Below are 24337 nucleotides of genomic sequence, written 5' to 3'. Positions count from 1 at the left end.
AGGGCGGGCACCCTTGCCGGGTGCCCGCCCTCTGACCTGCTGCTTCTCTGACCTGCAAGCGGTGGGTGTGGGATTTGAACCCACGGTGACTCGCGCCACGACGGTTTTCAAGACCGTTCACAGCACAGTCAGGCTCGCGCCCTGAGCTGCTCTTTCACGGGGACCCAAGGGGTTATGGCCCATCCTGGCCCACACATGGCCCACAAAGACACTGGCGGCGTTACACCTCCGGATGGCGATCTCTCAGTTTCTTCGAGCCAGAACGCCGCGACTCCAGCACCGGGACCACGATGGCAGTCACGCCGGCGGCTGTGCTCAGCGGCGTAGCCACGGAGGGCATGAAGTAGATAGCAGCCGCCAGGGCGGCCGTGCCCGCCGCTACGCAAACCCAGTAGATGGCCCGCCGGGGTCTCGCCGGTGCAACGTCCGACGGCTGGAGGAGGGCATCCGCAGGATCCCCTGATGTTGGCGGCTTACCCATGCTGGGTACTGTCATAGCTGACTTCTCTCCTTGAGACGAGCGAGGTCAGGCGGCTCCCGTTGCACCGGGGGCCGCTTTCTTATGCGACCACGCCACCCATGCGCACATGGTGACAGTCAGTCAGGCACACACCAATCTGGTTATCCACAGGCCCTGTGGGCGAACTAAGCGATCTTTGTGGGTAAGTGCTCGAAAGTTGTGCACGAATCTGGGGACAGAGGTGTGGACAAGACGCGCCGCACGATTGAATACCCCATTGACCTGCGCTTTTATTGGGCACAGCCTGTGGGGGAGAAAAACCTCAGCTCGTCACGGGATGTAATTTGGAACCTCTAGCTCCGCTACACCCCCTATGCGCGTAGACGCAGCACTTAAGTCCCAGATACCACCGCTATATGACCTTGCATCACTTCTGGAAGGTCGATCCGTCAGCCGCTGAGGACACGGGGGCTGGTGCCACGACTTCCGCACCTTTCGCCCCGGAGGCGCAGCGAGTGTCGTAGGTGTACGTAGGATGGGCAGCGCTCCTCCAGTTCCCTAACGGCTCGTCGTACCTTTCGCAGGTCCGGCGGATATCCCTTGACAGTCAAGGGAGTTGACGGAACAGGAGGTGCAACGGTGGTGAGTCCTGACATGGGCAAACGCAGCAGGAAGTGGACCGGCCCGGAGAAGTGGCAGGTAGGTCTGGGAGCGCTGGGACTGCTCGTGGCGATCATCGCCTTGATGTTGCAATTGGTGCAGCCTGCAGCATGACGAATCTGAGACGGCCGTGCCGGGCAGCAGTAAGCCCGGCCGAGAGGTAGACGGCCGGGCTCGGTACTGCACCGCGAGGGCCTGACCGGATTGCCGCCGGTCGGGCCCGATCGCGTTGGTGGCCAACAGTCGAAACTGCACACCATGTCCTCCACCGTAGCGCACTGATTAGTGCGCTACGAGCAACGGCTAGCGAGGGCTCGGAACAGTCCTCTGACCCGGCCGATCTCGGATTGGCCGCCCCACGACCAGGCGCCTCAGGAAGACTCAGGGTGTGGACCGGACGTTGGGCGAGCCATCCTGACAGGCGATGCGCGGGGGCTTCGGTTCACACATGCGCGAAACCAATCCGCTCGTAGTACGAGTGGATCCCCGTGTTGGTGCGCCAGGTGTCGATGCGCATGTCTCTGGGCAGTCGCCGTCCGTCCAGAAGTCTCGGTCCACAGGCCCCCGGCTCAAGGTCGCGAGGATGGTGCCAGCCGCGCCCTGCACGACCCAGGTTCGCCCCTCATCGATCGAGGCACGCCATTTCGTGATCGCTTTGGTCCCGGTTTCGGGATCGCTCCACTCGTCGGTCCCCTTAGTTCCGAGCCACGACTCAGCCTCGGTTCGGAGCGCCATCAGCGCCGGTACATCCTCCGCCCTCACGGGGCGGAGAAACTTAGTCGGTGTCGACTTCATAGAGGATCTTGTACCTATCTCCAGGGAGGATGGTGACCATGCAACGCAGGGGCTTGCCGTCCACGTCGTACCCAGTGCGGGTGTGCTCGGCTACTGGCGTCGCTGCCGGAAGAGCCAGCAACTCGACCACTCCCACCTGGTTCGAGCACGCCACCGCATACGTGCTGATGAAGTGGCCGAAGGCAGCGGCCAAGCATCGCCGAGACTCTGGCCACGGTCACGCCTGCCTTCGTATCCAGCACGCGTGGGGCCCCGGAACCCGCCCTCCTTCGGAAGACGCTGTATGGATGGGCCTTTCGCGCGGTACAGGATCAGGCAGGGAAGTTGCGCCTGCGCCACGAGGTCGAACAGCCGCCGGCCGACGTCGCTGCGGCACTGACGTGGATCACTTCGAACACGTACAAGATGACGGAAGTCGCCCGGTCAGACCGACTGCGCGCGGCGCTGGACGCCATCGCCAAGACGTTGAGTGTGAAGCCAGCCGCCGACAACACCGTGAACCGTAAGCGCATGGTGCTGAGCAACACGCTGCGGTATGCCGTCGAACGTATGATCCTCCCGGCCAATCCGCTGGGCCGGGTGGACTGGACAGCGCCGGTGCGGGATGACGAGGTCGACTTCCGATACGTGCCCAACCCGGAGCAGGCCGCCGCCCTCATCGCGGCCGTACGACAGGCCAGCGTGCGCGGCGAGCATCCTAGCCGCTTTCTTCGGTCGCCTCTGCTACGCCGCTATGCGGCCCTCGGAGATCGCGGCCTTACGCGCGGGCGACTGCACGCTCCCGAAGACCGGGTGGGGAGAGCTCATTCTCGCTGGCAGCCGCCCCGAGGTCGGCTCGGGGTGGACCGACGACGGGAAGTCGTACGACCAGCGAGGGCTCAAGCGCCGAGCCCGGACCGCCACCCGATCGGTCCCCATCCCGCCCGTGCTCACGGCAATGCTCCGAGAGCACAAGGCGCGGCACGGGGTGGCGGACGACGGCCGGCTCTTCCGGGCCACCGAGGGCGGACGCATCCGCTCCACGGAGTACTGCGCCCTCTGGGACGCGGCCCGTCTCAAGGCCCTGTCTGCGAAGGAAGTGAAGACGCCTCTCGCGGACGTACCGTACTCGCTCCGCCATGCAGGGGTGTCCCTGTGGATCAACTCCGGGGTGGACCCCGTGGAGGTCGCGCAGCGGGCAGGGCACAGCCTCACCGTGCTCTTCCGCTTCTACGCCAAGATCCTCAAAGGGCAGCAGTCCCGCGCGAACGCGCTCATCGAGAAGGGACTCAACTGCAGCTGAGTTGCCGATCCTGGCCCACACATGGCCCACACGCACTGGTCAGCACCGGGATACAGCCGATCCGGGGTGAGACAGGGTGAGCACAGAGGGCGGGCCCCGGAATCCGGGGCCCGCCCTCTGACCTGCTGCTTCTCTGACCTGCAAGCGGTGGGTGTGGGATTTGAACCCACGGTGACTCTCGCCACGACGGTTTTCAAGACCGTTCCCTTAGGCCGCTCGGGCAACCCACCCTCGCCCCGGACCGTTTGGGGTGCGGAGCGGCTACAGCCTACCGGGTGGGCGGTCGGGGAGTGGCGCGTGATCAGTGGGGTGGTCCCGTACGCCGCGGCCTCGTCGGTGACGGCCCTCTGGTGCGGGGGGAGCCGGTCGACGGGCCGCCGGAAGTGGGCGGCGCGGCCGCCGGACCGCCGGCCGAGGCCGACGGCCGTCGCACGGTCGACGCCACCGAAGGACCGCCGTGCCGACGGCCGACGCCGCTGAAGGACCGCGCCGTGCCGACGGCCGACGGGGCAGGTCGGCTCAGCTGTCGCCGGTGCGCTCGCCGAGGGTGACCGTGGCCGTGGACGTCTTGCCGCCCCGCTCGTAGGTGACCTTGACCGAGTCGCCGGGCTTGTGGGTCCAGATCTCGCTGATGAGGGTCGGGCCGCTGTCGATCTGGTGGTCGTCGAAGCCGGTGATCACGTCGCCGGCCTTCAGACCCGCCTTGGCCGCGGGGCCGTTCGGGGTGACGGACGGCGTGCCGCCGGAGCCCTGCTCCGCGATGGTCGCGCCCTCGCCCTTGTCCTGCATGTTCACCGTGGCGCCGATGACCGGGTAGACCGGCTTGCCCGTCTTGATCAGCTGCTCGGCGACGTTCTTCGCCTGGTTGACCGGGATGGCGAAGCCGAGGCCGATCGAGCCGGCCTGCGTCTGTCCGAAGCCGCTGCCGGTGGACTGGATCGCCGAGTTGATGCCGATCACGGCGCCGTTCGCGTCGAGCAGCGGGCCGCCCGAGTTGCCCGGGTTGATCGACGCGTCCGTCTGCAGGGCGCTCATGTACGAGTTCTTGCCGCTGCCGCCGTCGCCGGACGCCACCGGGCGGTTCTTGGCGCTGATGATGCCCGTCGTGACCGTGTTGGACAGGCCGAACGGCGCCCCGATCGCGATCGTCGAGTCGCCCACCGCCACCTGGTTCGAGTCGCCCAGGGGCAGCGGGGCCAGGTCCGAGGGGGCGTTCTTCAGCTTCAGTACGGCCACGTCGTAGCCCTCGGCCCGGCCGATGACCTCCGCGTCGTACGTCTTGCCGTTCGAGAACGTCGCGGAGAGCGTGCCGCCCTCCGCCGCCGAGGCCACCACGTGGTTGTTCGTGACGATGTGGCCTTCCTTGTCGTAGACGAAGCCGGTGCCCGTGCCGCCCTCGCCGTCCGTGCCGCCCGACTTCGCCTGGATGGTCACCACGCTGGGCAGCGCCTTCGCGGCCACCGCCGCCACCGTGCCCGGATCGCGCTTGAACGAGGCCGGGGAGTCGCCGGAGGAGACCGTCGTCGAGCTCGTCGCGTTCTCGTCGCGCTGGGACGCCGCCCAGTAGCCGATGCCCCCGCCGACGCCACCGGCGACCAGTGCCGCGGCCAGCACCGCCGCGACCAGGCCGCCCGTGCGCTTGCGCGGGCCGGTGGGTGCCGGCTGCGCCGCGGCGCCCCAGGCCGGGGCCACGGGCGGGGCGGGCGGCCAGCCGCCCGCCGCGGAGCCCGCGGGGGAGGGGGCCGCGTAGGGGGACTGCGCCGGAGCCGCCGGAGCGTGCGCGGAATGTGCCGCAGGGGTCCGGTCCGCTGCCGGGTCCTGGACCGGCTGCGCGGGTGCCGTCCGGGGCTCCGCCGGAGGGGTCACCGGCAGCGGCGTCGTCTCGGGGGCCTCCGGCGCCTCCTGGGCCGGGGGCACCGACTCCTGCGCCCTCGGAACGGGCTCCGTCACCGGCTCCTGCGCCGCCTCGGCCCGCTCCCCCGGTTCCGCCGCCTGCCCGGCCTTCCGCTCCGTCGTGGCGGGCGGAGCGGGAGGAGTCGCGGGAGGGGTGGACGGGGCGCTCCGGTCCGCCGGAACCTCCGCGCCCTCGTTCTCGGTGCTCACAGCTCTCTCCTCAGTTCCCTGTCCACAAGACTGCACGGTCGCTGTGCCCAGCTTTTCCCACAGCGCGTCAGGCCACTGTAAGCCGGAGCTGTGCGTCCGCACCCTCTTCTTTATATAGGTGCATAACGGACAGCCGTACCATGACGCGGTGACCCACGCACCGCAGCAGCCGGACCCTCTCCCGATCCAGGTGGTCGCCCACCGCGGAGCCTCCGAGGACGCCCCCGAGCACACCCTTGCCGCCTACGTGAAGGCCATCGAGGACGGGGCCGACGCCCTGGAGTGCGATGTCCGGCTCACCGCCGACGGGCACCTCGTGTGCGTCCACGACCGGCGCGTCAATCGCACCTCCAACGGGCGCGGGGCCGTGTCCGCCCTGGAGCTCGCCGATCTCGCCGCCCTCGACTTCGGCACCTGGAAGGGACGCGAGGAGGCCGGCGAGGTTCCGGACTGGCGTGATCCCGAGGCCACCTCGGTCCTCACCCTCGAACGCCTCCTGGGGCTCGTCGCCGACGCCGGGCGCCGGATCGAGCTGGCCATCGAGACCAAGCACCCCACCCGCTGGGCCGGGCAGGTGGAGGAGAAGCTGCTCCAGCTCCTGGAGCGGTTCGGGCTCGCCGCGCCCACCGCGCCCGAGGACTCCCCCGTACGCGTCATGAGCTTCTCGGCGCGCTCGCTGCACCGCATCGCCGCGGCCGCGCCGACCCTGCCGACGGTCTCCCTCTCCCAGTTCGTGAGCCCGCGCCTGCGCGACGGGCGGCTCCCGGCCGGCGCGCGGATCGCCGGTCCGTCGATCCGGATCGTGCGCCACCACCCCGCGGTGATCCTCCGGCTCCAGAAGAACGGCCACCAGGTCCACGTGTGGACCGTGGACGAGGCGGAGGACGTCGAACTCTGCGAGCGGCTCGGCGTGAACGCGATCATCACGAACCGGCCCAAGCAGGTGCTGTCCCAGTTGGGCCGCCTTTAACCCCCTCTGCCCCACCCACAACGGGGGTGGGGGGTGTGCACCGGCGCGTTCGGGACGTACGCGATCGTCACGAGTGCGTCACCGGAGTCGTACTGGCCGGTTTCCGGTCCAGGCCATTGGGGCATTCACCACGTGGCGTGGGGCAAAGGAGGTCTCGGGGGTGGCGTTGGTGGTGGCACAGGAGGTGCCCACGTCGTCGAGCATGGCCGTACCCCATGGCCCTGCGGGCGTGGGCGAGGCGCGACACCGGATGCGGGAGCAGCTCCACCGCAACGGGATGGCCGAATCGGTCGTCGACGACGCGGTACTGATCCTTTCGGAACTGCTGAGCAACGCCTGTCGGCACGGCAGGCCGCTCGGCCGCGACGTGGAGGTCGGCGACGGCGACGTACGGGCGGCCTGGAGCATCGACAGGGCCGGCGGTCTGACGGTCGAGGTGACGGACGGCGGTGGTCCCACCAGACCCGTTCCCGCCACACCGTCGGTGACCGCGCACGGCGGTCGCGGGCTGAACATCATCAGCGCGCTGGCACAGGACTGGGGCGTACGGGACAGTGCGACGGGCGAGGTCACGGTGTGGGTGGTCGTCACCGAGGGCCATCGCCGCGAGGACTTCGCGGCCCGGGTCGGCGGCGGCTCCGGCCTCGACTTCCTCGACGCGTACGACGACCTGGAATGACGGACCGGCGCGGTCAGGGCTCGGGGAGTCACACGGGACTCCTCCGGCCCGGATCCCGGGGGAGTCACATGGGACACCCCCGGCCCGGATCCCGGGGGCACACGGGACTCCTCCGGCGCCCGGACCCCGGGGAGTCACACGGGACTCCCCCGGCCCGGACCCCGGGGGCACACGGGACACCCCCGGCCCGGATCCCGGGGGAGTCACACGGGACCCCCCCGGGCCGGAGCACCCCGGCGTACCCGGAGACGCCCCCTGTCCCACCCTCCCGGCCTCCCGGCATGCGGATCGAGCTCCGGCTAGGCTCGCGCCGACACAGCACCGCCGCGATCGGGAGAAAGCCACACCATGGCCAAGAAGCGCCCCCAGACGAAGCCCGGCAAGGCCGGCAAGGCCGACCAGGCACAGGTCACGAGCGGGGAGATCCCGGTCGTCGGCGCGCGCGAGCCGTGCCCCTGCGGTTCGGGCCGCCGCTACAAGGCGTGTCACGGACGGGCCGCGGCACACGCCGTCACCGAGCTCGTCCAGCGCCCCTTCGAGGGCCTGCCGGGCGAGTGCGACTGGGTCGCGCTGCGCGAGCTGGTGCCCGCCGCGACCGTTCCGCTCACCCTCAAGGGCGGGCTCCCCGACGGCGTGCCGTCCGTGACGCTCGCGACCGTGCTGCCGATGGCCTGGCCGGCGCTGCGCCGCGACGACGGCTCCGTGCTGCTCGCGCTGCAGAACGACTCGTCCTCCGGCGACCTGGCCCGCGACCTCGCGGACACCCTGGAGCGCGCCCTGGTGGCCGAGCCCGGCACCCCGGTCGCGCCCCGGCGGGTGTCGGCCGAGGGGCCGCGACTGCAGGACCTGCTCGACGCGGACAGCGATTTCGCGCCGGTCGTGCACACCGGTTTCGAATTCTGGATTCCGGAGTCCTCGGACAATTCCAACCCCGAGGTCGCCGCCTCGCTGGAGCGCGCCAACGCCGCCGCCATCCCCACCGTCAAGCTGACGAGCGTCGACTCCTCCTACTGGTGCGAGACCCCGGACAAGAACCACCTGCGCTGGGTCATGCCGTACCCGGAGGAGAAGCTGCTGGACGCGCTGGCCCGGCTGCAGGCCGCCGGCACCTCCTCGCTCGGCCCCGACACCCGTCTCGTCGGCTCGTTCCGGGCGCACGGCCTGATGGTTCCGGTGTGGGACCTGCCGACCACGATGACCGCGGAGGACTGCGAGAAGCCCGCCGCCGAGTTCGCCGAGCGGCTCGCCGGGGCCCTCGCCGGCGACGCCCCGCTCACCGTCGAGGAGCGCCGGGCGCGCGGCGGTCTCACCAACCGTCAGGTGACGCTCAGCTGATACCCCGGGCGGTATCGGTGACTGACAGACCGACCAGTCGGTGATGTCCGCCACAACCCCTCGGTCGGGGGGCTAAATCCCTGTCCGAATAACCGAGATCGAATTTGCGAACGGCAGATCTCTTGTTACCGTTCTGGAAGCCCGGTCGCTGGTGCATCCCCCGTCGCCAGCGATCGGGCGTTTTCGTGCCCGGAGCCGGGAGAAGCTTCAACTACCTTCCGTCTCCGCGCCGTTGCTCCCCGAGCGCAGCAGCAGTGGTGTGTCGTCCCCCTCGCCCGCTCCGGCGAATTCCGCCACCGCCGAATACTCCCCGGCCGCGCCCCGGATCCGCTCCTTCGGCGTCTCGCACATCCCGGGTTCGTCCCGCGCCTCGACCGCGCACCGCACCTGTACGGTCCGCCCGCCCGGGGCCATCAGGGTGAGCACGGCGTCGACCGCCTGCCCCGTCGCGTTCCGGTAGTACGTACGCGCCCACGCGTCGGCACCCTCGGTCACCACACAGGTCTGCGCCTCCACACCGTCGGGCGAGGCGAGTTCGGGACCGCAGTGCGTGGCGGAGTCCGCCAAGGACCCGTTCGGACGCGGGAGCCCACCAGGCGACGCGGCGGAACCCTCACCGGCCGACCCGCCGGAGGCCCCGGAGGGCCCGCCAGAGGCCGCGGAGGGCTTGGGGGTGGCGCCCACTCCGAGGCCGCCGAGCAGCCCCTCGGGCTTCCCGTCCGCGGACGTCCCCGCGGTTCCCGTCCTCCCGGCGCTCCGGGGACCGGCGGAGCCGCCGGATCCGGCCGGATTCCCGGACGGGCCCGCCGAGGCCGCGATCGGTACCAGTACGGCGATCACCACGGCGGCCCCGAGCCCCAGACCACGGAGCTTCCCCGGACTCATGCGCCCCATACGTCGGCCCACCTGCTTCTCCGCAACGGATCCTCCGGCGAAGATATCCGCGGCCGGCGGCCCGCCGACCGCCCGCGCGGCCGTTTCCCCTGGATGTCGGGGTGTTCCGCACCCGTTCGGGTGAGGCCCTGCGCGGGAGGCTCAGTAGGCGAGCCTGCTGCCGCCACCCGGCATGCTGGTGCTCGCCTCCACCAGCGCGTCCACGACCGCCTCCACGTCCGGCAGCCACGGCCGCGCCGAGCCTTCCAGCGGCGCGCGTTCCCAGCGGACCTGACCGGTCCCGGTGGTGGAGGGAGGCAGCGGCAGATAGCCCCCCTCGCCGTGGAAGCGCAGCGAAGCGGGCACGCCGTCCTTCGCGTGGAGCAGCTCGCCGAGGCGTTCGAGGGCGTAGGGGGCGACGAGGATCGCCCAGCGGGTGGGTGTGGCCACGACCGGTCCGAGTCGCATGCCCTGGGCGTCGAGCGCGGCGAGCGCCCGGACACCGGCGAGGGCGGGGAGGCTGACCGCGCAGGGTGCGCGGCCGCCGGTGGCCAGCAGGATCGGGGCCTCGGGACGGCTGCTCCACCACCAGCGGATCATGCGGGCGTCGGTGGTGGCGGCGAGCAGGCCGGGATCGAAGGGGTGCGCGCCGGGCACGACGCATTCGGGGTCGGGACACGCGCAGGCGGGGACGGCCGGTGCGGGCGCGCCCGCGTCCCGTGAGCCGTCGGCCCGCGGGCCCGCCGACCGCGCTCCGCCGACCCAGGCCCCCAGGGCCCGTTCGGCGGCCGCGCGCCAGCCGGCCGGCGTGCCGGCCCGGGGAGTTCCGGGCGGTGTCGGCGCCGCCCGGAGCCCTACGCCGGGCAGGACGGGCCAGTCCCATTCGGTGGCGCACAGGAGTGCCGCGTCGAGCCGGGTCATACCGGCCTTCGTGCCGGGGTCGACCCCGCCCGTGCCCGCCTCGCGCTTCCCGCGCCGGAACCGGAGCCTGCGTCGCCTTCCGAGGATCTCGCGCATGAGCGCTCGTTCCTTTCCGTTGAACGCCGAATCCACATCACACTACGTGCAGATATCTTCACCGTGCGTATCGCTGTGCATCTCAGCGCGTACGAGCTCGCGGGCGCTCCGGAAGGAGACATGTTCCCCGCCACTCGGGGGTAAGGGTGCGTCCTGCGGCAAGGCGGACGCCCGGGTTCCGCGTCCGTTCCCAGGGGCGTCTTCAACTGCCCCTGCCCGTCACCGATTACGTACCCGTCACGCTCAAAATGACGCGCTTTCAAACGACGCCAGTCGACCGCAAATGGTGCACACCGGGGGCAATTTTCAGCCAACTTCCCCGAGTCTTCAACCCTCTCGTCGCATCTCTCGGACACCAGAAGTCCCACAGTGACAATGCTGGACATCGATCTACATGTGCGTGTAGATGTGGATCGATGGATAGCGGCGCAGAACGACCTTGGGGGTTTGCGATGCTATTGCAGGAAACGCGCAGGTCGGAAAGCCGAGTGCCATGAGTACACCGCGCGCGCCGAAAGTGGCCGGAATCGATTCCACTGTTCCTCCTCCCCCGCACACTGCGGCACCGATCGGCGCGCCGCTCCCCTCGATGCCGTCCGTCGGCGGGCACCTCCAGGACCGCCTCGCCGGCTGGGTCTCCGACCTCACCCTCCTCCACGAGCTCACCGAGTCCCTGATCAGGACCGACGCGCTCGACGACGCCCTCCACGAGGTGCTGAGCGCCGGCGCCGCCCTCGTCGGGGCCCGCCGCGGCATGGCCGTCCTCGAACCCGCCGACGGCCTCGGCCCCTCCAACACCGTCGGTCTCGGGCTCGCCCACGCCGAACTCGGCACCATCGAGACCGTGCCGCGCAGCGTCACCTCGTACGGGCGGATCCTCGACGGACTCGACCCGCTGTCCGAGGGCACCCTGCCCCGGCCCGTCGCCCACCCCGACCTGCGCTCCGAGGAGGACCTCGACCCGCGCCACCGCGAGGTCGCCGCCCGCCTCGGCTACGCCGCCAGCTACGCCCTGCCGCTCGCCACGGAGAAGGCCGGGAAGCTCGGCGCCGTCGTCTGGCTCTACGACGAGCCCGCCGAGCCCGCCGAACGCCAGCGCCACCTCGTCGGCCTCTACGGCCGCTTCGCCACGGAGCACCTGGCCCGCCTCCTGGAGGTCGAGCGCGCCCGCACCCAGGTCACGACGGTCGCCGAGGAGCTGCTGCCGAGCCGGCTCCCCCGGGTCCCCGGCGTCCAGCTGGCCGCCCGGCACCGCACCGGCCCCCGGGGCGGCGGCGACTGGTACGACGCGCTGCCGCTGCCCGAGGGCGCCCTCGGGCTCGCCGTCGGCTCCGTCACCGGAAGCGGGCCGAGCGCCCTGGCCGCCATGGGCCGGCTGCGCGCCTCGCTGCGCGCGTACGCCGTGATGGAGGGCGAGGACCCGGTCGCCGTCCTCTCCGACCTGGAACTGCTGCTCCGCATCACCGAACCCGCCCGCTCCGCGACCGCGCTCTTCGCCTACTGCGAGCCCGCCGAGCGCCGGATCGTGCTCGCGGGGGCCGGCCACACCCCGCCGCTGGTCATCGGCGAGCACCGGACCGAGTACGTGGAGACCTCGCTCTCCGCCCCGCTCGGCATGCTGTCCTGCTGGGAGGCGCCCAGCGTCGAGCTGGCGCCCGCCCCCGGAGAAACGGTGCTGCTGTACACCGACGGGCTGCTGCGCCGCACCGGCGATCCGATGGACCGGGCCTTCGCGCGGCTGCACGCCGCCGCGGCGAGCGTGCCCCCGGCCGACCGGAGCGATCCGGGCGCGGTCGCCGACCACGTCCTGCGGACCGTACTGCCGGACGGGCTCGACGACCCCGCCGCCGAGGGCGAGGACGTGGTCCTGCTGGCCGCCCGCTTCGAGTGAGCCGGGCCCACGTGAGAAGGGCCACGCCCGCACCCCGGTGACCCGGCGGTAATGGGTCTTCCGCCTCTGGGACCCTTCCGCACGACCGTACGATGGTGAAGGTTCAGTGTCGTACCCCAAGGAGGCAGACCCGTGGCCGATGAGCTCACGACGGAGCACCCGGAGACCCCGGAGGAGTCCGAAGAGCAGGCGATCAAGCAGCGCAAGAACGGCCTGTACCAGGGCGTCTCCGACGAGCTCGCCGAGAACATGAAGTCCGGCTGGGCCGACACCGAGCTGCACGGGCTGACGCCGATCGCGCAGGCCGCCCACACCGCCGACCGGCGCGCCGCGCTGTCCGCCCGCTTCCCGGGCGAGCGCCTGGTGATCCCGGCCGGCAACCTGAAGACCCGGTCGAACGACACCGAGTACGCCTTCCGGGCCTCCACCGAGTACGCGTACCTGACCGGCGACCAGACGCACGACGGCGTGCTCGTCCTGGAGCCCGTCAAGGACGGCCACCGGGCCACGATCTACCTGCTACCCCGCTCCGACCGCGAGAACGGCGAGTTCTGGCTCGACGGCATGGGCGAGCTGTGGGTCGGCCGCCGCCACTCCCTCACCGAGGCGGAGCAGCTGCTCGGCATCCCGGCGAAGGACGTCCGCGAGCTGCCCGAGCGGCTGAAGGAGGCCACCGGCCCGGTCCGCGCCGTGCGCGGCCACGACGCCGGCATCGAGGCCGCCCTCGCCGACAAGGTCACCGCCGAGCGCGACGAGGAGCTGCGGGTCTTCCTGTCCGAGGCCCGCCTCGTGAAGGACGCGTTCGAGGTCGCCGAGCTGCAGAAGGCCTGCGACTCCACCGCCCGCGGTTTCGAGGACGTCGTCAAGGTCCTCGACAAGGCCGAGGCCACCAGCGAGCGCTACATCGAGGGCACCTTCTTCCTGCGCGCCCGCGTCGAGGGCAACGACGTCGGCTACGGCACCATCGCCGCCGCCGGCCCGCACGCCTGCACCCTGCACTGGGTCCGCAACGACGGCCCGGTCCGCTCCGGCGACCTGCTGCTGCTCGACGCCGGCGTGGAGACCACCGAGCTCTACACCGCCGACGTCACCCGCACCCTGCCGATCAACGGCCGGTTCACGGACGTCCAGCGCAAGATCTACGACGCCGTCTACGAGGCGCAGGAGGCCGGTATCGCCGCGGTGAAGCCCGGCGCCGCCTACCGCGACTTCCACGACGCCGCCCAGCGCGTGCTCGCCGAGAAGCTCGTCGAGTGGGGTCTCGTCGATGGCCCGGTCGCGCGCGTCCTGGAGCTGGGCCTCCAGCGCCGCTGGACCCTGCACGGCACCGGCCACATGCTCGGCATGGACGTCCACGACTGCGCCGCCGCGCGCACCGAGGCGTACGTCGACACCACGCTGGAGCCGGGCATGTGCCTGACCGTCGAGCCCGGGCTCTACTTCCAGGCCGACGACCTGACGGTGCCGGAGGAGTACCGGGGCATCGGCGTCCGGATCGAGGACGACATCCTCGTCACCGAGTCCGGCAACCGGAACCTCTCGGAGGCGCTGCCGCGCCGCTCCGACGAGGTCGAGGCGTGGATGGCCGGCCTGAAGGGCTGACCCACCGGGTGACGGGCCCCCACCGACGGCGTCGGTGGGGGCCCGTGCCGTCTCCGGGCGGTGCCTAGGGGCCCTAGGTCAGCGCCAGCGGCGCGTCCGGGCGCCATTTGATGATCTTGTCGAAGCTGACGAGTGCGCCGCCCCGTCCGGTACGCCCGAAGTGGACGTGGTCCGAGAGCTCCTCGATCAGCCGCAGCCCCCGGCCGCTCTCCGCGTCCGCCGTGGCGGGCGGCGGCGACTGCCCGGAGAAGCCCGGGCCCGAGTCCGCCACCTCGATGCGACAGGTCTCGCCGTCGAGATAGGCGGTGACCCGGTACGCCTCGGAGGACTCGCCGCGGCCCAGGGCCCCGCCGTGCTCCACCGCGTTCGCGCAGGCCTCCGTGAGGGCGACCGACAGCTCGTAGGAGACGTCCGGGTCCACGCCCGCCGTCTCCATCGTGCCGAGCAGCAGCCGCCGGGCGAGCGGCACGCTCGCAGCCTCGCGCCGCAGATGGAGGGACCACCAGATGCTCATGCTCCAGCCTCCTGGCTGCGGCTCGACATGCTGCGGCACGACATACCGATACGTATTGCCGGACGAGGTGGTCCATAAGCCCCCGAGGGCACCGAGAGCCCTCGTTCGGCGGATGCGCGGACCACCAGGCCGGTGTATGTCGCCCCGAAGTCGCCCAAGAGTGATCTTCCGGACCTGCCGCATGGGAGGCCCGGGCCTGGTGCGATGATGGGCCCGCCATGTCTGCCCCCGCGCTCGCGCCACGCATGCTGAGGGCCGCGGTCTTCACCGCGGTCTGTGTCGTGCTGTCCGCGCTCGGGCACGCGCTGGCCGCCTGCGCGGGGATCTCCCTGTGGTCGGTGGTCGCCGGCTTCCTCGGCGTCTTCGGCGTCACGGTGCTGTTCTCGGGGCGGGAGCGTTCACTGCCCGCCATCGTCGGCGCGCTGACGGCCGGACAGCTCGGCCTGCACGTCCTGTTCGGGCTCGGGCAGCGTCCGCTGGCCCTCGGTACGCGGGCCGACGAGACCCTGCTCCGGCTCGCCGCCAAGCTGGTCTGCGGCCGCGGCACGGCCACGATGAGCCCCTCCGACGCGGCCCGGATCGTCGGCGACGCCGGTCTCGCGCCCGCGTCCGCCACGGCCGGGGCGCACCACCACATGCCCGGCATGACGGACGCGGCGACCGCCACGGCCCGGACCGCCGAACTCGTGCCGAGCCTCCCGATGCTGCTCGGCCACCTGCTGGCCGCGCTCGCCACCGGCTGGCTGCTGCGCCGCGGCGACCTCGCCCTCCGGCGGCTCGTCGCGCTGTCCGCGCAGGGCGCCGTCGAGCTCGCCGAGTGCGCGCTCGTGCGCTCGCTGCGCGCCGCTCTCTCCCTCGTACGGGCCCTGCTCGCCGGACTGCCGGGCGCTCCGGCCACCGGACCGCGCGGCCCCTCCCGTACGGCCTCCGCCCCCTCGCCGCCGCCGGTGGCCGAGGCACTTCAGCACACGGTGATCAGGCGCGGCCCGCCGGCCGCCCCCTGCGTCCTCGCAGCCTGACGCGGACCGCCGCACCCCCTGTCGGTGAGCGGGTCCGCGGCCCTTCGCGCGCCCTCGGATCCGTCCGGGACCGTGCGGTCCGCGCCACACCCTGTCCTGCGGATGTCTTCCGCACCTCGCCTCCGAGCTGGAGTGTTTCTGCCATGAGCGTTTCCCGTACGTTCCTCACCCGTGCCGCCCTCGCCGGTGGCGTCGCCGCCTCCTCCGTCCTGCTGCTGTCGGGCACCGCCTTCGCGCACGTGAGCGTGCAGCCGCAGGGCGAGGCCGCCAAGGGCGGCTACGCCACCGTCAACGTGAAGGTGCCGAACGAGCGCGACAACGCCTCCACGGTCAAGGTCGAGGTCAACTTCCCGACCGACCACCCGCTGGCCTCCGTGATGCCGCAGCCGGTGCCCGGCTGGAAGGTCGAGGTCACCAAGGCGAAGCTCGCCAAGCCGCTGGAGCTGCACGGCAAGAAGATCAACGAGGCCGTCGCCAAGGTCACCTGGACCGCGGCCGGTTCGAAGATCGGCCCCGGCCAGTTCCAGCAGTTCCCGCTCTCCCTGGGCCAGCTGCCCGAGGACACCGACAAGCTCGTCCTGAAGGCCGTCCAGACCTACGACAACAACGAGGTCGTGCGCTGGATCGAGGAGCCCAAGGACGGCGCCGCCGAGCCCGAGAACCCCGCGCCGGTCCTGAAGCTCTCCGCCGCCTCCGCCGACCACCACGGCGGCGCGGCCGCGCCCGCCGACGACAAGGCCGGTGACAAGGCCGGGCACGACGACAAGGGCGGCGAGCACGAGGAGGCCGCCGCCTCCTCGACCGACAGCGCGGCCCGGGTGCTCGGCGTCGTCGGCATCCTCGTCGGCCTCGCCGGCATCGCCTTCGGCGTCCTGGCCGGTCGCCGCCGCTCGGCCTGACGCCCTCTCCCCACCCTCATCAGCAAGACCGAAAGACACACCATGCCCGACAACACGAAGGACGGCGGCCGTCCCGGCCGCCGTGCCCCGCTGATCGTCGCCGCTGTCGCGATCGTGGCGGCGATCGGCATCACGGCCGCCGTCGGTCTCGGCGGCGGTGACGACCCGGCGTCCGGCGGCACGAACGCGCCGGTCGCCGAGGTTTCCGGCGGCTCCGACAACACCAAGGCCGCGACCGTTCTCGACCGGCCGTTCACCAAGCCCGACCTGGTCCTCACGGACACCAAGGGCAGGAAGTACGACCTGCGCGAGCAGACCAAGGGCAAGCCGACGCTGATCTACTTCGGCTACACGCACTGCCCGGACGTCTGCCCGCTGACGATGAGCAACATCGCCATCGCGCGCAAGCAGCTCCCCAAGGCGGACCAGGACAAGCTCCAGGTCGTCTTCGTCACTACCGACCCCGAGCGCGACACGGCCGCCGAGCTCGGCAAGTGGCTGCCGGCCGCCGGCGACCCCTCGTTCGTCGGTCTCACCGGCGACTTCGCGGCGATCCAGGCCGGTGCCCGCTCGATCGGCATCGGGATCGACCCGCCGAAGAAGGAGAAGAACGGCGACGTCGTGTCCATGCACGGCGCCCAGGTGATCGCCTTCTCGCCGACGACCGACCAGGGCTACGTCCTGTACGGCGAGGACACCACCGCCGACGCCTACGCCAAGGACCTGCCGAAGCTCATCAAGGGGGAGAACCCGTGAACCGCCGCACCACCGCCCTGTCCGCCACCGTGGCGCTCGCCGCCACCCTCGCGCTCACGGGCTGCTCGTCCGACGGCTCGTCCGACTCCGCGAAGTCCGGCAAGCCCGAACTCAAGGTGAGCGGCGCCTTCATGCCGCAGCCCGTGATGGACATGGCCGGCGGCTTCCTCACCATCACCAACAGCGGTGACACCGCCGACAGGCTCACCTCCGTCACCAGCGGTCTCTCCGACGACGTCACGCTGCACGAGACGAAGAACCAGAAGATGCAGCAGGTGAAGTCCTTCGACATCCCGGCGAACGGCGACCTCAAGCTCGAACGCGGTGGCAACCACATCATGTTCATGGAGCTGAAGGGCAAGCCGAAGCAGGGCGAGAAGGTCTCCGTCGAGCTGCACTTCGAGAAGTCCGACCCCATCAAGGTCGACCTCCCCGTCGAAGCGCCCAACCACAACCCCAAGCAGCACTGAGCTCTTTGAGGGAGTGACACACCCATGACGCCCACCGCCCCGCGCCTCGGGCCGGCCCTCACCCGGCTGCTGCTCGTCGCCGCCGCGCTCCTCGGCACGCTGCTCGCCACCGCGGGCACCGCGTCCGCGCACGCGGCGCTGACCGGCAGTGACCCGCAGGACGGGGCGGTGGTCGCCACCGCCCCCAAGGAGGTCAACCTCACCTTCTCCGAACAGGTCGCCATGAGCGGCGACTCCATCCGGGTCCTCGACCCGGCGGGGAAGCGAGTCGACACCGGGGAGATCCGCGACCTGTGCAGCGGATCCGTCGTCCGCTACGGGGTCGCGCTGCTGCCCGGCCTGCCCGACGGCACCTACACGGTGGCCTGGCAGACCGTCTCCGCCGACAGCCACCCGGTCGCCGGCGCCTTCACCTTCTCCGTCGGCGCGCCCTCCAAGACCTCCGTCGCCCTCCCCGACTCGGCGGTCGGCGGCGGACTCGTCGGCGCGCTGTACGGGATCGCGCGCTACCTCTCGTACGCCGGATTCGTCGTGCTCGTCGGCGGCGGCGCCTTCGTCCTGGTCTGCTGGCCCCGGGGTGCGGCCGTGCGCCCGGTGCAGCGACTCGTGGTCCGGGGCTGGCTGACGCTGACCGCCGCCACGCTGGCACTGCTGCTGCTCCGCCACCCGTACACGAAGACCGGGAAGCTGGGCGACGTCTTCGATCTGGGCGGGCTCCAGGCCGTCCTGCAGACGAAGACGGGGGCCGCGCTCTCCTCACGGCTGCTGCTGCTCGGCGCGGCGGCGCTCTTCGTGGCCGTCCTCTTCGGCGCCTACGCCCGGCGGACGGACGAGAAGGAGCACAAGGACCTGACGTTCGGGCTCGCCCTCGGCGGCACCGTCGTCGCCGCCGGCATCGCCGGCACCTGGGCGCTCGCCGAGCACGCCTCGACCGGGCTCCAGCCCGGCATCGCCATGCCGGTCGACATCCTGCACCTGCTGGCCGTCGCGGCCTGGCTCGGCGGGCTCACGGCCCTGCTCGTCGCCCTCTACCGGGCCCCGTCGGTCGGGCGGTCGGCGGTCGAGCGCTACTCGAAGGTGGCCTTCGGCTCGGTCGTCGTCCTGGCGGCCACCGGGATCTACCAGTCCTGGCGTCAGGTCGGCACCTGGTCGGCCCTCACGGACACCCGGTACGGGCAGCTGCTGCTGGTCAAGGTCGGCCTGGTCGCCGTCCTCGTGGGGATCGGCTGGGTGTCGCGGCGCTGGGTGCGTCGGCTGGCCGAACCGGCGACGGCGGTGGGGGACGCGGAGGTCTCGGAGGAGGTCGCCGAGGAGGCCTTGGAGGGGGTCGCGGAGGAGGCCGGGGAAGCCCGGGCAGCCGACGACGACGGCGCCGGCGACGGCGACGTCCGGGAAGCGGGCGAGGCCCGGGAGGCCGATGGGGGCGACGGGGGCGATCCCGAGCGGGCCGAGCAGCTCGCGCGGCAGCGGGCCGCCGTCGCCACCGCGCTGCGGAAGAAGACGCGGGACGCCGACCCCGAGCGGGCCGGGCTGCGCCGTTCGGTGCTCACCGAGGCCGCCGTCGCGGTCGTGCTGCTCGCCGTGACGACCGTCCTGACCTCGACCGAGCCCGCCCGCACGGAGGAGGAGACCGGCAAGGGGCGGGCCACCGCCGGCGCCGCCGCCGTTCCCGACCGTCCGATCGACGTCCGCATCCCCTTCGACACCGGGGGCGGGGACGGCAAGGGCACCGTGCAGCTCACCCTCGATCCCGGCCGCACCGGCGCCAACGCGCTCCACATCTATGTGCTGCGGCCCAACGGACGCCCGCTGGACGTCCCCGAGATCAAGGTCGCCTTCACCCTCAAGGAGAAGGACATCGGCCCGCTGCCGGTGCTGCCCGACCGGATCCAGACCGGACACTGGAGCGCCAACGGGGTCCAGCTCCCGATGCCGGGCGAGTGGCTGATGCAGGTGACGGTCCGCACCTCCGACATCGACCAGACCACCATCGAGAAGAACGTGAAGATCGGCTGAACCCGTGAGCAAGGCTGCAAGCAATTCCGCGAGCAACGACAACCTCGAGATCTCCCGGCGGCGCGTCCTCGGCACCGTCGGTGCGGCGGGCGCGGCCGGTCTGGTGATCGGCGCGGCCGGCGGGGCCGGGATCTCCGCAGCGGTGTCGGGCGACTCCACCGGTTCCGGCTCGGGCGGGTCCCCCGCCCTCACCGCGGTCGGTGCGACCGAGGTGATGTTTCACGGGAAACATCAAGCGGGGATCACCACTCCACTTCAGTCGCGGGGGCACCTGGTCGCCTTCGACCTCGTCCCGGGCGCGGGCCGCAAGGAGGCCGCCGCGCTCCTGCGCCGCTGGTCGGCCACCGCGAACGCGATGATGGCGGGCAGGCCCACGACCGCCGACACCGGCATCGCCCTCGACGCCGGACCCTCGTCCCTGACGGTGACCTTCGGCTTCGGGCGTACCTTCTTCGACCGCACCGGGCTCGCCGCCCGCCGCCCGACGCAGCTGGACCCGCTGCCGGCCTTCTCCTCCGACGCCCTCGACCCGAAGCGCTCGGAGGGTGATCTGTGGGTGCAGATCGGCGCGGACGACGCGCTCGTCGCGTTCCACGCGCTGCGCGCGCTCCAGAAGGACGCGGGCGACGCGGCCCGCGTGCGCTGGCAGATGAACGGCTTCAACCGGTCCGCCGGGGCCACGGCCAAGCCGATGACGGCCCGGAACCTCATGGGCCAGGTCGACGGCACCGGGAATCCGAAGCCCTCGGAGCCCGACTTCGACCGGCGGATCTTCGTTCCGCAGGGCGCGTCCGGCGCCCAGGACTGGATGGCGGGCGGCTCGTACGCGGTCGTGCGCCGGATCCGGATGCTGCTCGACGACTGGGAGAAGCTGTCCCTGGACAAGCAGGAGAAGGTGATCGGGCGGCGGAAGGCGGACGGTGCGCCGCTGACCGGCGGGACCGAGACGACCGAGCCGGATCTGAACAAGATCGGCCCGGACGGCAGGGCCGTCATCCCCGACAACGCCCACGCCCGGATCTCCGCCCCCGAACAGAACGGCGGGGCGGCGATGCTGCGGCGGCCCTTCTCCTTCCACGACGGGATCGCGAGCGACGGGACCCCGGACGCGGGGCTCCTCTTCATCTGCTGGCAGGCGGATCCGCTGCGCGGCTTCGTCCCCGTGCAGCGCAAGCTCGATCGCGGCGACGCCCTGTCGCCGTTCGTCCGGCACGAGGCGAGCGGCCTCTTCGCGGCGCCCGGTGGGGCGGCGGAGGGCGAGTACGTGGGGCAGCGCCTGCTCGAGTCGTGAACGGGAGCCCGCCCGGGGCACCAGGCCGTTAGGGTGACCGTATGTCAGCCACCCGGTATACGTATCTCGGTCCCGAAGGCACCTTCACGGAGGCCGCGCTGCGTACGCTGCCCGAGGCCGCGACGCGGGAGCTCGTGCCGATGGTCTCGGTCCCGGCGGCGCTCGACGCCGTGCGGAACGGCGAGGCGGCGGCGGCCCTGGTGCCGATCGAGAACTCGGTCGAGGGCGGGGTGACCGCGACCCTCGACGAGCTGGCCTCGGGCGAGCCGCTGATGATCTACCGCGAGGTGCTGCTGCCGATCGCCTTCGCGCTGCTCGTACGGCCCGGGACCAAGCTGTCGGAGATCAAGACGGTCACGGGCCACCCGGTCGCCCAGCCGCAGGTCCGGAACTGGATGCGGGCGCATCTGCCGGACGCGGTGTGGGAGTCGGCCGCGTCCAACGCGGACGGGGCACGCCTCGTCCAGGAGGGCCGCTTCGACGCGGCCTTCGCGGGCGAGTTCGCGGCGGCGACGTACGGCCTGGAGGCCCTCGTCACGGAGATCCACGACGCCGAGAACGCGGAGACGCGCTTCGTGCTCGTGGGCCGGCCGGCCCGGCCCGCGGCGCCGACGGGCGCGGACAAGACCTCGGTCGTGCTGTGGCTGGGCGACGACCACCCCGGCGCCCTGCTGGAGCTTCTCCAGGAATTCGCCGTGCGCGGGGTGAACCTGATGCTGATCCAGTCCCGGCCCACGGGCGCGGGCATCGGCAATTACTGCTTCGCCGTCGACGCGGAGGGGCACATCGCGGACCGGCGGGTCGGCGAGGCGCTGATGGGCCTGAAGCGGATCTGCCCGAATGTGCGCTTCCTCGGCTCGTACCCGCGGGCGGGTGCCTCGCGCGAGGACGTACGGCCGCTGCGCCGGGGCACGTCGGACGCCGAGTTCACCGACGCTTCCGACTGGCTGGCGCGGGTCCAGGACGGCCGGGCCTGACCTCCGGCACGACTCCGGCGTGACTCCGGGCCCCTCGGCCTGACACAGGGCCCGCGGGGCCGGCTCCGGCCTGCCTCCCGGGCCCTTTACTCGTGTCCGGCTTCCGGGCGCCTTGCTGGTGTCGGCCTTCGGGGCCCTCCTTGTGTCCGCCTCCCGGGCCTGGCTCCTGCCCTGCATCCGGGTGCGACTCCCGCCTGGCTCCCGGGTTCCGGCAGCCGTCTGCGTGCGGCGCTTCGTCCACAGGTCCGGACCACCGGTCCTACCTGCATACTTTTCGGTTACCCACAGAAGTTATCCACAGGCGCGCTTCTCGACCTGGGGACAAGTCGACAAGGTCGCGGAGCGTGGTCGACAAATCACTGTCATCCCCATTCCGACGTGCCACTCTTTGGAGCGAGCAATTCCCACTCGAAGGAGTGGGAAAATGACGATGAAGATCGTCGACCCCTCTCGTCCACAGATCTTTCGCACAGCCTGTGGATAACTCACCCTCGCTGGGCATTGCTGTGGAGAAACCCGGGACCGGAAAATACCGGGAAAATAAAGCAATTCGGTCAAAGTGCCACGCATTGCCATATCGAGTAGGGCCGCTCCCAGTGACACCGGTAGCCTGGTGGGGTGATTGACCTTCGCCTGCTCCGTGAGGACCCCGACCGTGTTCGCGCCTCCCAGCGCGCCCGTGGAGAGGACGTCGCCCTCGTCGACGCCCTGCTCTCCGCCGATGAGCGGCGCAGGTCGTCCGGCGTCCGCTTCGACGAACTCCGCTCCGAGCAGAAGGCGCTCGGCAAGCTGATCCCCAAGGCCTCCCCGGAGGAGCGTGCCACGCTCCTGCAGAAGGCCGAGCAGCTCAAGACCGACGTCAAGGCCGCCGAGGCAGAGCAGAACGAGGCCGACGAGACGGCCCGCGCGCTGCTGCTCCAGCTGGGCAACATCGTCCACGAGGACGTGCCGGTCGGCGGCGAGGAGGACTTCGTCGTCCTCGAGACGCACGGCACCATCCGCGACTTCGCGGCCGAGGGCTTCGAGCCCAAGGACCACCTGGAGCTCGGCGAGGCGCTGGGCGCCATCGACGTCGAGCGCGGCGCCAAGGTCTCCGGCTCGCGCTTCTACTACCTGACCGGCGTCGGCGCGCTTCTGGAGCTCGCCCTGGTCAACGCGGCGATCGCGCAGGCCACCGAGGCCGGCTTCATCCCGATGCTCACCCCGGCGCTGGTCCGCCCGCGCGCCATGGAGGGCACCGGCTTCCTCGGCCAGGCCGCCGAGAACGTGTACCACCTGGAGAAGGACGACTACTACCTGGTCGGCACCTCCGAGGTCCCCCTCGCCGCGTACCACATGGACGAGATCATCGAGGCCGACAAGCTGCCGCTGCGGTACGCCGGCTTCTCGCCGTGCTTCCGTCGCGAGGCCGGCACGTACGGCAAGGACACCCGCGGCATCTTCCGCGTCCACCAGTTCGACAAGGTCGAGATGTTCTCGTACGTCGCTCCGGAGGACGCCGAGGCCGAGCACAAGCGCCTCCTGGACTGGGAGAAGCAGTGGCTGACCTCCCTGGAGCTGCCGTTCCAGGTGATCGACGTCGCCACCGGCGACCTGGGCTCCTCCGCCTCGCGCAAGTTCGACTGCGAGGCCTGGATCCCGACCCAGGGCAAGTACCGCGAGCTGACCTCCGCCTCCAACTGCGACGGCTTCCAGGCCCGCCGCCTCTCCGTGCGCATGCGCGAGGAGAAGGACGGCAAGAAGACGGTGCAGCCGCTGGCCACGCTGAACGGCACGCTGTGCGCCGTCCCGCGCACCATCGTGGCGATCCTGGAGAACCACCAGCTGGCCGACGGTTCGGTGCGGGTGCCCGAGGTGCTGCGCCCCTACCTCGGCGGCCGTGAGGTCCTGGAGCCGATCTCCAAGTGAGCCCGTTCCCCTACCGCCTGGTCGCGACGGACCTCGACGGCACTCTGCTGCGGGCCGACGAGTCCATCTCCGCCCGTACGCGGGACGCCCTCACCGCCGCCACGGCGGCGGGGGCCGCGCACATCGTCGTGACCGGGCGGGCCGTGCCCTGGACCCGGCACATCCTCGACGACCTCGGCTACGAGGGACTCGCGGTCTGCGGTCAGGGCGCGCAGGTCTACCACGCCGGCGAGCACCGGCTGCTGACCTCCCTGACCCTCGACCGGCAGCTCGCCGGGCTCGCCCTCTCCAAGATCGAGGCGGAGGTCGGTCCGCTGGCCGTGGCCGCCAGCCGCGACGGCCTGGAGGGCGAGGTCCTGATCGGCCCCGGCTACCGGGTCCAGGAGGGGCCGCTGCCGTACGTCCCGTACGAGGACCCCACGGAGCTGTGGGCGGCGCCGCTGACCAAGCTCTACGTGCAGCACCCGACGCTCACCGACGACCAGCTGACCCGCGTCGCCCGGGAGACGGTCGGCGGCCTCGTCGACGTCGTCATGGCCGGCCCCGGGATCGTCGAGGTCGTTCCGCTGGGTCTCAGCAAGGCGACCGGTCTCTCGCTGGCCGCCCGCCGGCTCGGTGTGAAGGCCGCGGAGACGATCGCCTTCGGTGACATGCCCAACGACATCCCCATGTTCGGCTGGGCGGCCCACGGCGTGGCCATGGCCAACGCGCACGAGGAGCTGAAGGCGGTGGCCGACGAGGTCACCGGATCCAATGAGGAGGACGGCATCGCCGTCGTCCTGGAGCGCCTGCTCCAGAACTAGAAGCACCTGCTCGGCAC

Annotated in this window: 20 protein-coding genes and 2 tRNA genes; 15 read left to right on the top strand and 7 right to left on the bottom strand. The window is 71.5% G+C overall.

The annotated features are described in order from the left end of the window. Positions 1 to 62: 62 nt before the first annotated feature. Positions 63 to 148, bottom strand: a tRNA-Ser gene (locus ACIRQF_RS15835). 2190 nt (positions 149 to 2338) lie between these two features. Then, on the bottom strand, positions 2339 to 2611 hold the full coding sequence (locus ACIRQF_RS15830; RefSeq protein WP_404092557.1) for a hypothetical protein: 273 nt from the start codon (positions 2609 to 2611) through the stop codon (positions 2339 to 2341). Positions 2612 to 2852: 241 nt separating this feature from the next. Between ACIRQF_RS15830 and ACIRQF_RS15825 the strand changes: the two genes are divergently transcribed. After that, positions 2853 to 3197: a hypothetical protein gene (locus tag ACIRQF_RS15825; RefSeq protein ID WP_404092555.1), complete on the top strand. Its 345-nt coding sequence runs from the start codon at positions 2853 to 2855 to the stop codon at positions 3195 to 3197. A 145-nt stretch (positions 3198 to 3342) separates the two neighbouring features. Here the strand turns inward: ACIRQF_RS15825 and ACIRQF_RS15820 are convergent. Then, positions 3343 to 3427 (bottom strand) — tRNA-Ser (locus ACIRQF_RS15820). Between the two features lie 289 nt (positions 3428 to 3716). Further along, positions 3717 to 5300 carry a trypsin-like peptidase domain-containing protein gene (locus ACIRQF_RS15815; protein WP_404092553.1) on the bottom strand — a complete coding sequence of 528 codons (1584 nt, stop codon included), beginning with the start codon at positions 5298 to 5300 and terminating at the stop codon, positions 3717 to 3719. Positions 5301 to 5448: 148 nt separating this feature from the next. On the opposite strand from ACIRQF_RS15815, the gene ACIRQF_RS15810 reads away from it, so the two are divergent. The 3 genes from ACIRQF_RS15810 (at position 5449) to ACIRQF_RS15800 (ending at position 8284) form a co-directional block, all read left to right on the top strand. Beyond that, positions 5449 to 6270 (top strand): glycerophosphodiester phosphodiesterase, encoded by an 822-nt coding sequence (locus tag ACIRQF_RS15810; protein ID WP_404092551.1) that lies wholly within the window; start codon positions 5449 to 5451, stop codon positions 6268 to 6270. A 73-nt stretch (positions 6271 to 6343) separates the two neighbouring features. Beyond that, the gene (locus ACIRQF_RS15805) at positions 6344 to 6949 is read left to right on the top strand and encodes an ATP-binding protein (RefSeq protein ID WP_389750744.1); all 606 of its coding nucleotides are present in this window, start codon (positions 6344 to 6346) and stop codon (positions 6947 to 6949) included. Positions 6950 to 7297: 348 nt separating this feature from the next. Then, entirely contained in the window at positions 7298 to 8284 is a 987-nt protein-coding gene (locus ACIRQF_RS15800) for a DUF5926 family protein (RefSeq protein WP_404092548.1), read from the top strand. 207 nt (positions 8285 to 8491) lie between these two features. Here ACIRQF_RS15800 and ACIRQF_RS15795 read toward each other — a convergent pair whose 3' ends face one another. Continuing rightward, a complete protein-coding gene (locus tag ACIRQF_RS15795) occupies positions 8492 to 8851 on the bottom strand; it encodes a hypothetical protein (protein ID WP_382477465.1) in 360 nt (119 codons plus the stop codon). 468 nt (positions 8852 to 9319) lie between these two features. Next, positions 9320 to 10174, bottom strand: coding sequence for a bifunctional DNA primase/polymerase (locus ACIRQF_RS15790; RefSeq protein WP_404092546.1), 855 nt, complete (start codon positions 10172 to 10174; stop codon positions 9320 to 9322). Between the two features lie 493 nt (positions 10175 to 10667). Between ACIRQF_RS15790 and ACIRQF_RS15785 the strand changes: the two genes are divergently transcribed. Then, positions 10668 to 12065: a PP2C family protein-serine/threonine phosphatase gene (locus ACIRQF_RS15785; RefSeq protein WP_404092544.1), complete on the top strand. Its 1398-nt coding sequence runs from the start codon at positions 10668 to 10670 to the stop codon at positions 12063 to 12065. Positions 12066 to 12197: 132 nt separating this feature from the next. After that, the gene (locus tag ACIRQF_RS15780) at positions 12198 to 13667 is read left to right on the top strand and encodes an aminopeptidase P family protein (protein WP_404092541.1); all 1470 of its coding nucleotides are present in this window, start codon (positions 12198 to 12200) and stop codon (positions 13665 to 13667) included. Between the two features lie 73 nt (positions 13668 to 13740). On the opposite strand, the gene ACIRQF_RS15775 is transcribed toward ACIRQF_RS15780, so the two are convergent. Then, entirely contained in the window at positions 13741 to 14181 is a 441-nt protein-coding gene (locus ACIRQF_RS15775) for an ATP-binding protein (RefSeq protein ID WP_376627441.1), read from the bottom strand. A gap of 218 nt (positions 14182 to 14399) precedes the next feature. On the opposite strand from ACIRQF_RS15775, the gene ACIRQF_RS15770 reads away from it, so the two are divergent. The 9 genes from ACIRQF_RS15770 to ACIRQF_RS15730 all read left to right on the top strand — a co-directional run bounded on the left by ACIRQF_RS15770 (position 14400) and on the right by ACIRQF_RS15730 (position 24320). Continuing rightward, on the top strand, positions 14400 to 15200 hold the full coding sequence (locus ACIRQF_RS15770) for a hypothetical protein (protein ID WP_404092539.1): 801 nt from the start codon (positions 14400 to 14402) through the stop codon (positions 15198 to 15200). A gap of 143 nt (positions 15201 to 15343) precedes the next feature. Next, a complete protein-coding gene (locus ACIRQF_RS15765) occupies positions 15344 to 16099 on the top strand; it encodes a YcnI family protein (RefSeq protein ID WP_376627437.1) in 756 nt (251 codons plus the stop codon). A gap of 42 nt (positions 16100 to 16141) precedes the next feature. Then, positions 16142 to 16855, top strand: a complete 714-nt coding sequence (locus ACIRQF_RS15760) for an SCO family protein (protein ID WP_376627435.1) — start codon at positions 16142 to 16144, stop codon at positions 16853 to 16855. Continuing rightward, the gene (locus ACIRQF_RS15755) at positions 16852 to 17325 is read left to right on the top strand and encodes a copper chaperone PCu(A)C (RefSeq protein WP_404092535.1); all 474 of its coding nucleotides are present in this window, start codon (positions 16852 to 16854) and stop codon (positions 17323 to 17325) included. Before ACIRQF_RS15760 ends, ACIRQF_RS15755 begins: the two co-directional genes overlap by 4 nt. A 24-nt stretch (positions 17326 to 17349) precedes the next feature. After that, entirely contained in the window at positions 17350 to 19341 is a 1992-nt protein-coding gene (locus ACIRQF_RS15750; protein WP_404092533.1) for a copper resistance CopC/CopD family protein, read from the top strand. Positions 19342 to 19345: 4 nt separating this feature from the next. Continuing rightward, entirely contained in the window at positions 19346 to 20632 is a 1287-nt protein-coding gene (gene efeB, locus ACIRQF_RS15745) for an iron uptake transporter deferrochelatase/peroxidase subunit (RefSeq protein ID WP_404092530.1), read from the top strand. Between the two features lie 41 nt (positions 20633 to 20673). Next, positions 20674 to 21609 carry a prephenate dehydratase gene (pheA, locus tag ACIRQF_RS15740; RefSeq protein WP_376627428.1) on the top strand — a complete coding sequence of 312 codons (936 nt, stop codon included), beginning with the start codon at positions 20674 to 20676 and terminating at the stop codon, positions 21607 to 21609. Positions 21610 to 22227: 618 nt separating this feature from the next. After that, positions 22228 to 23517, top strand: coding sequence for a serine--tRNA ligase (serS, locus tag ACIRQF_RS15735; RefSeq protein ID WP_376627426.1), 1290 nt, complete (start codon positions 22228 to 22230; stop codon positions 23515 to 23517). After that, the gene (locus ACIRQF_RS15730; RefSeq protein ID WP_382477451.1) at positions 23514 to 24320 is read left to right on the top strand and encodes an HAD family hydrolase; all 807 of its coding nucleotides are present in this window, start codon (positions 23514 to 23516) and stop codon (positions 24318 to 24320) included. The genes serS and ACIRQF_RS15730 overlap by 4 nt, the downstream gene beginning before the upstream one ends. Positions 24321 to 24337 lie beyond the last annotated feature (17 nt).

Source organism: Streptomyces sp. NPDC101191 (assembly GCF_044767915.1).
Classification (GTDB): Bacteria; Actinomycetota; Actinomycetes; order Streptomycetales; family Streptomycetaceae; genus Streptomyces.
This window is presented reverse-complemented; position numbering and strand designations above follow the sequence as displayed.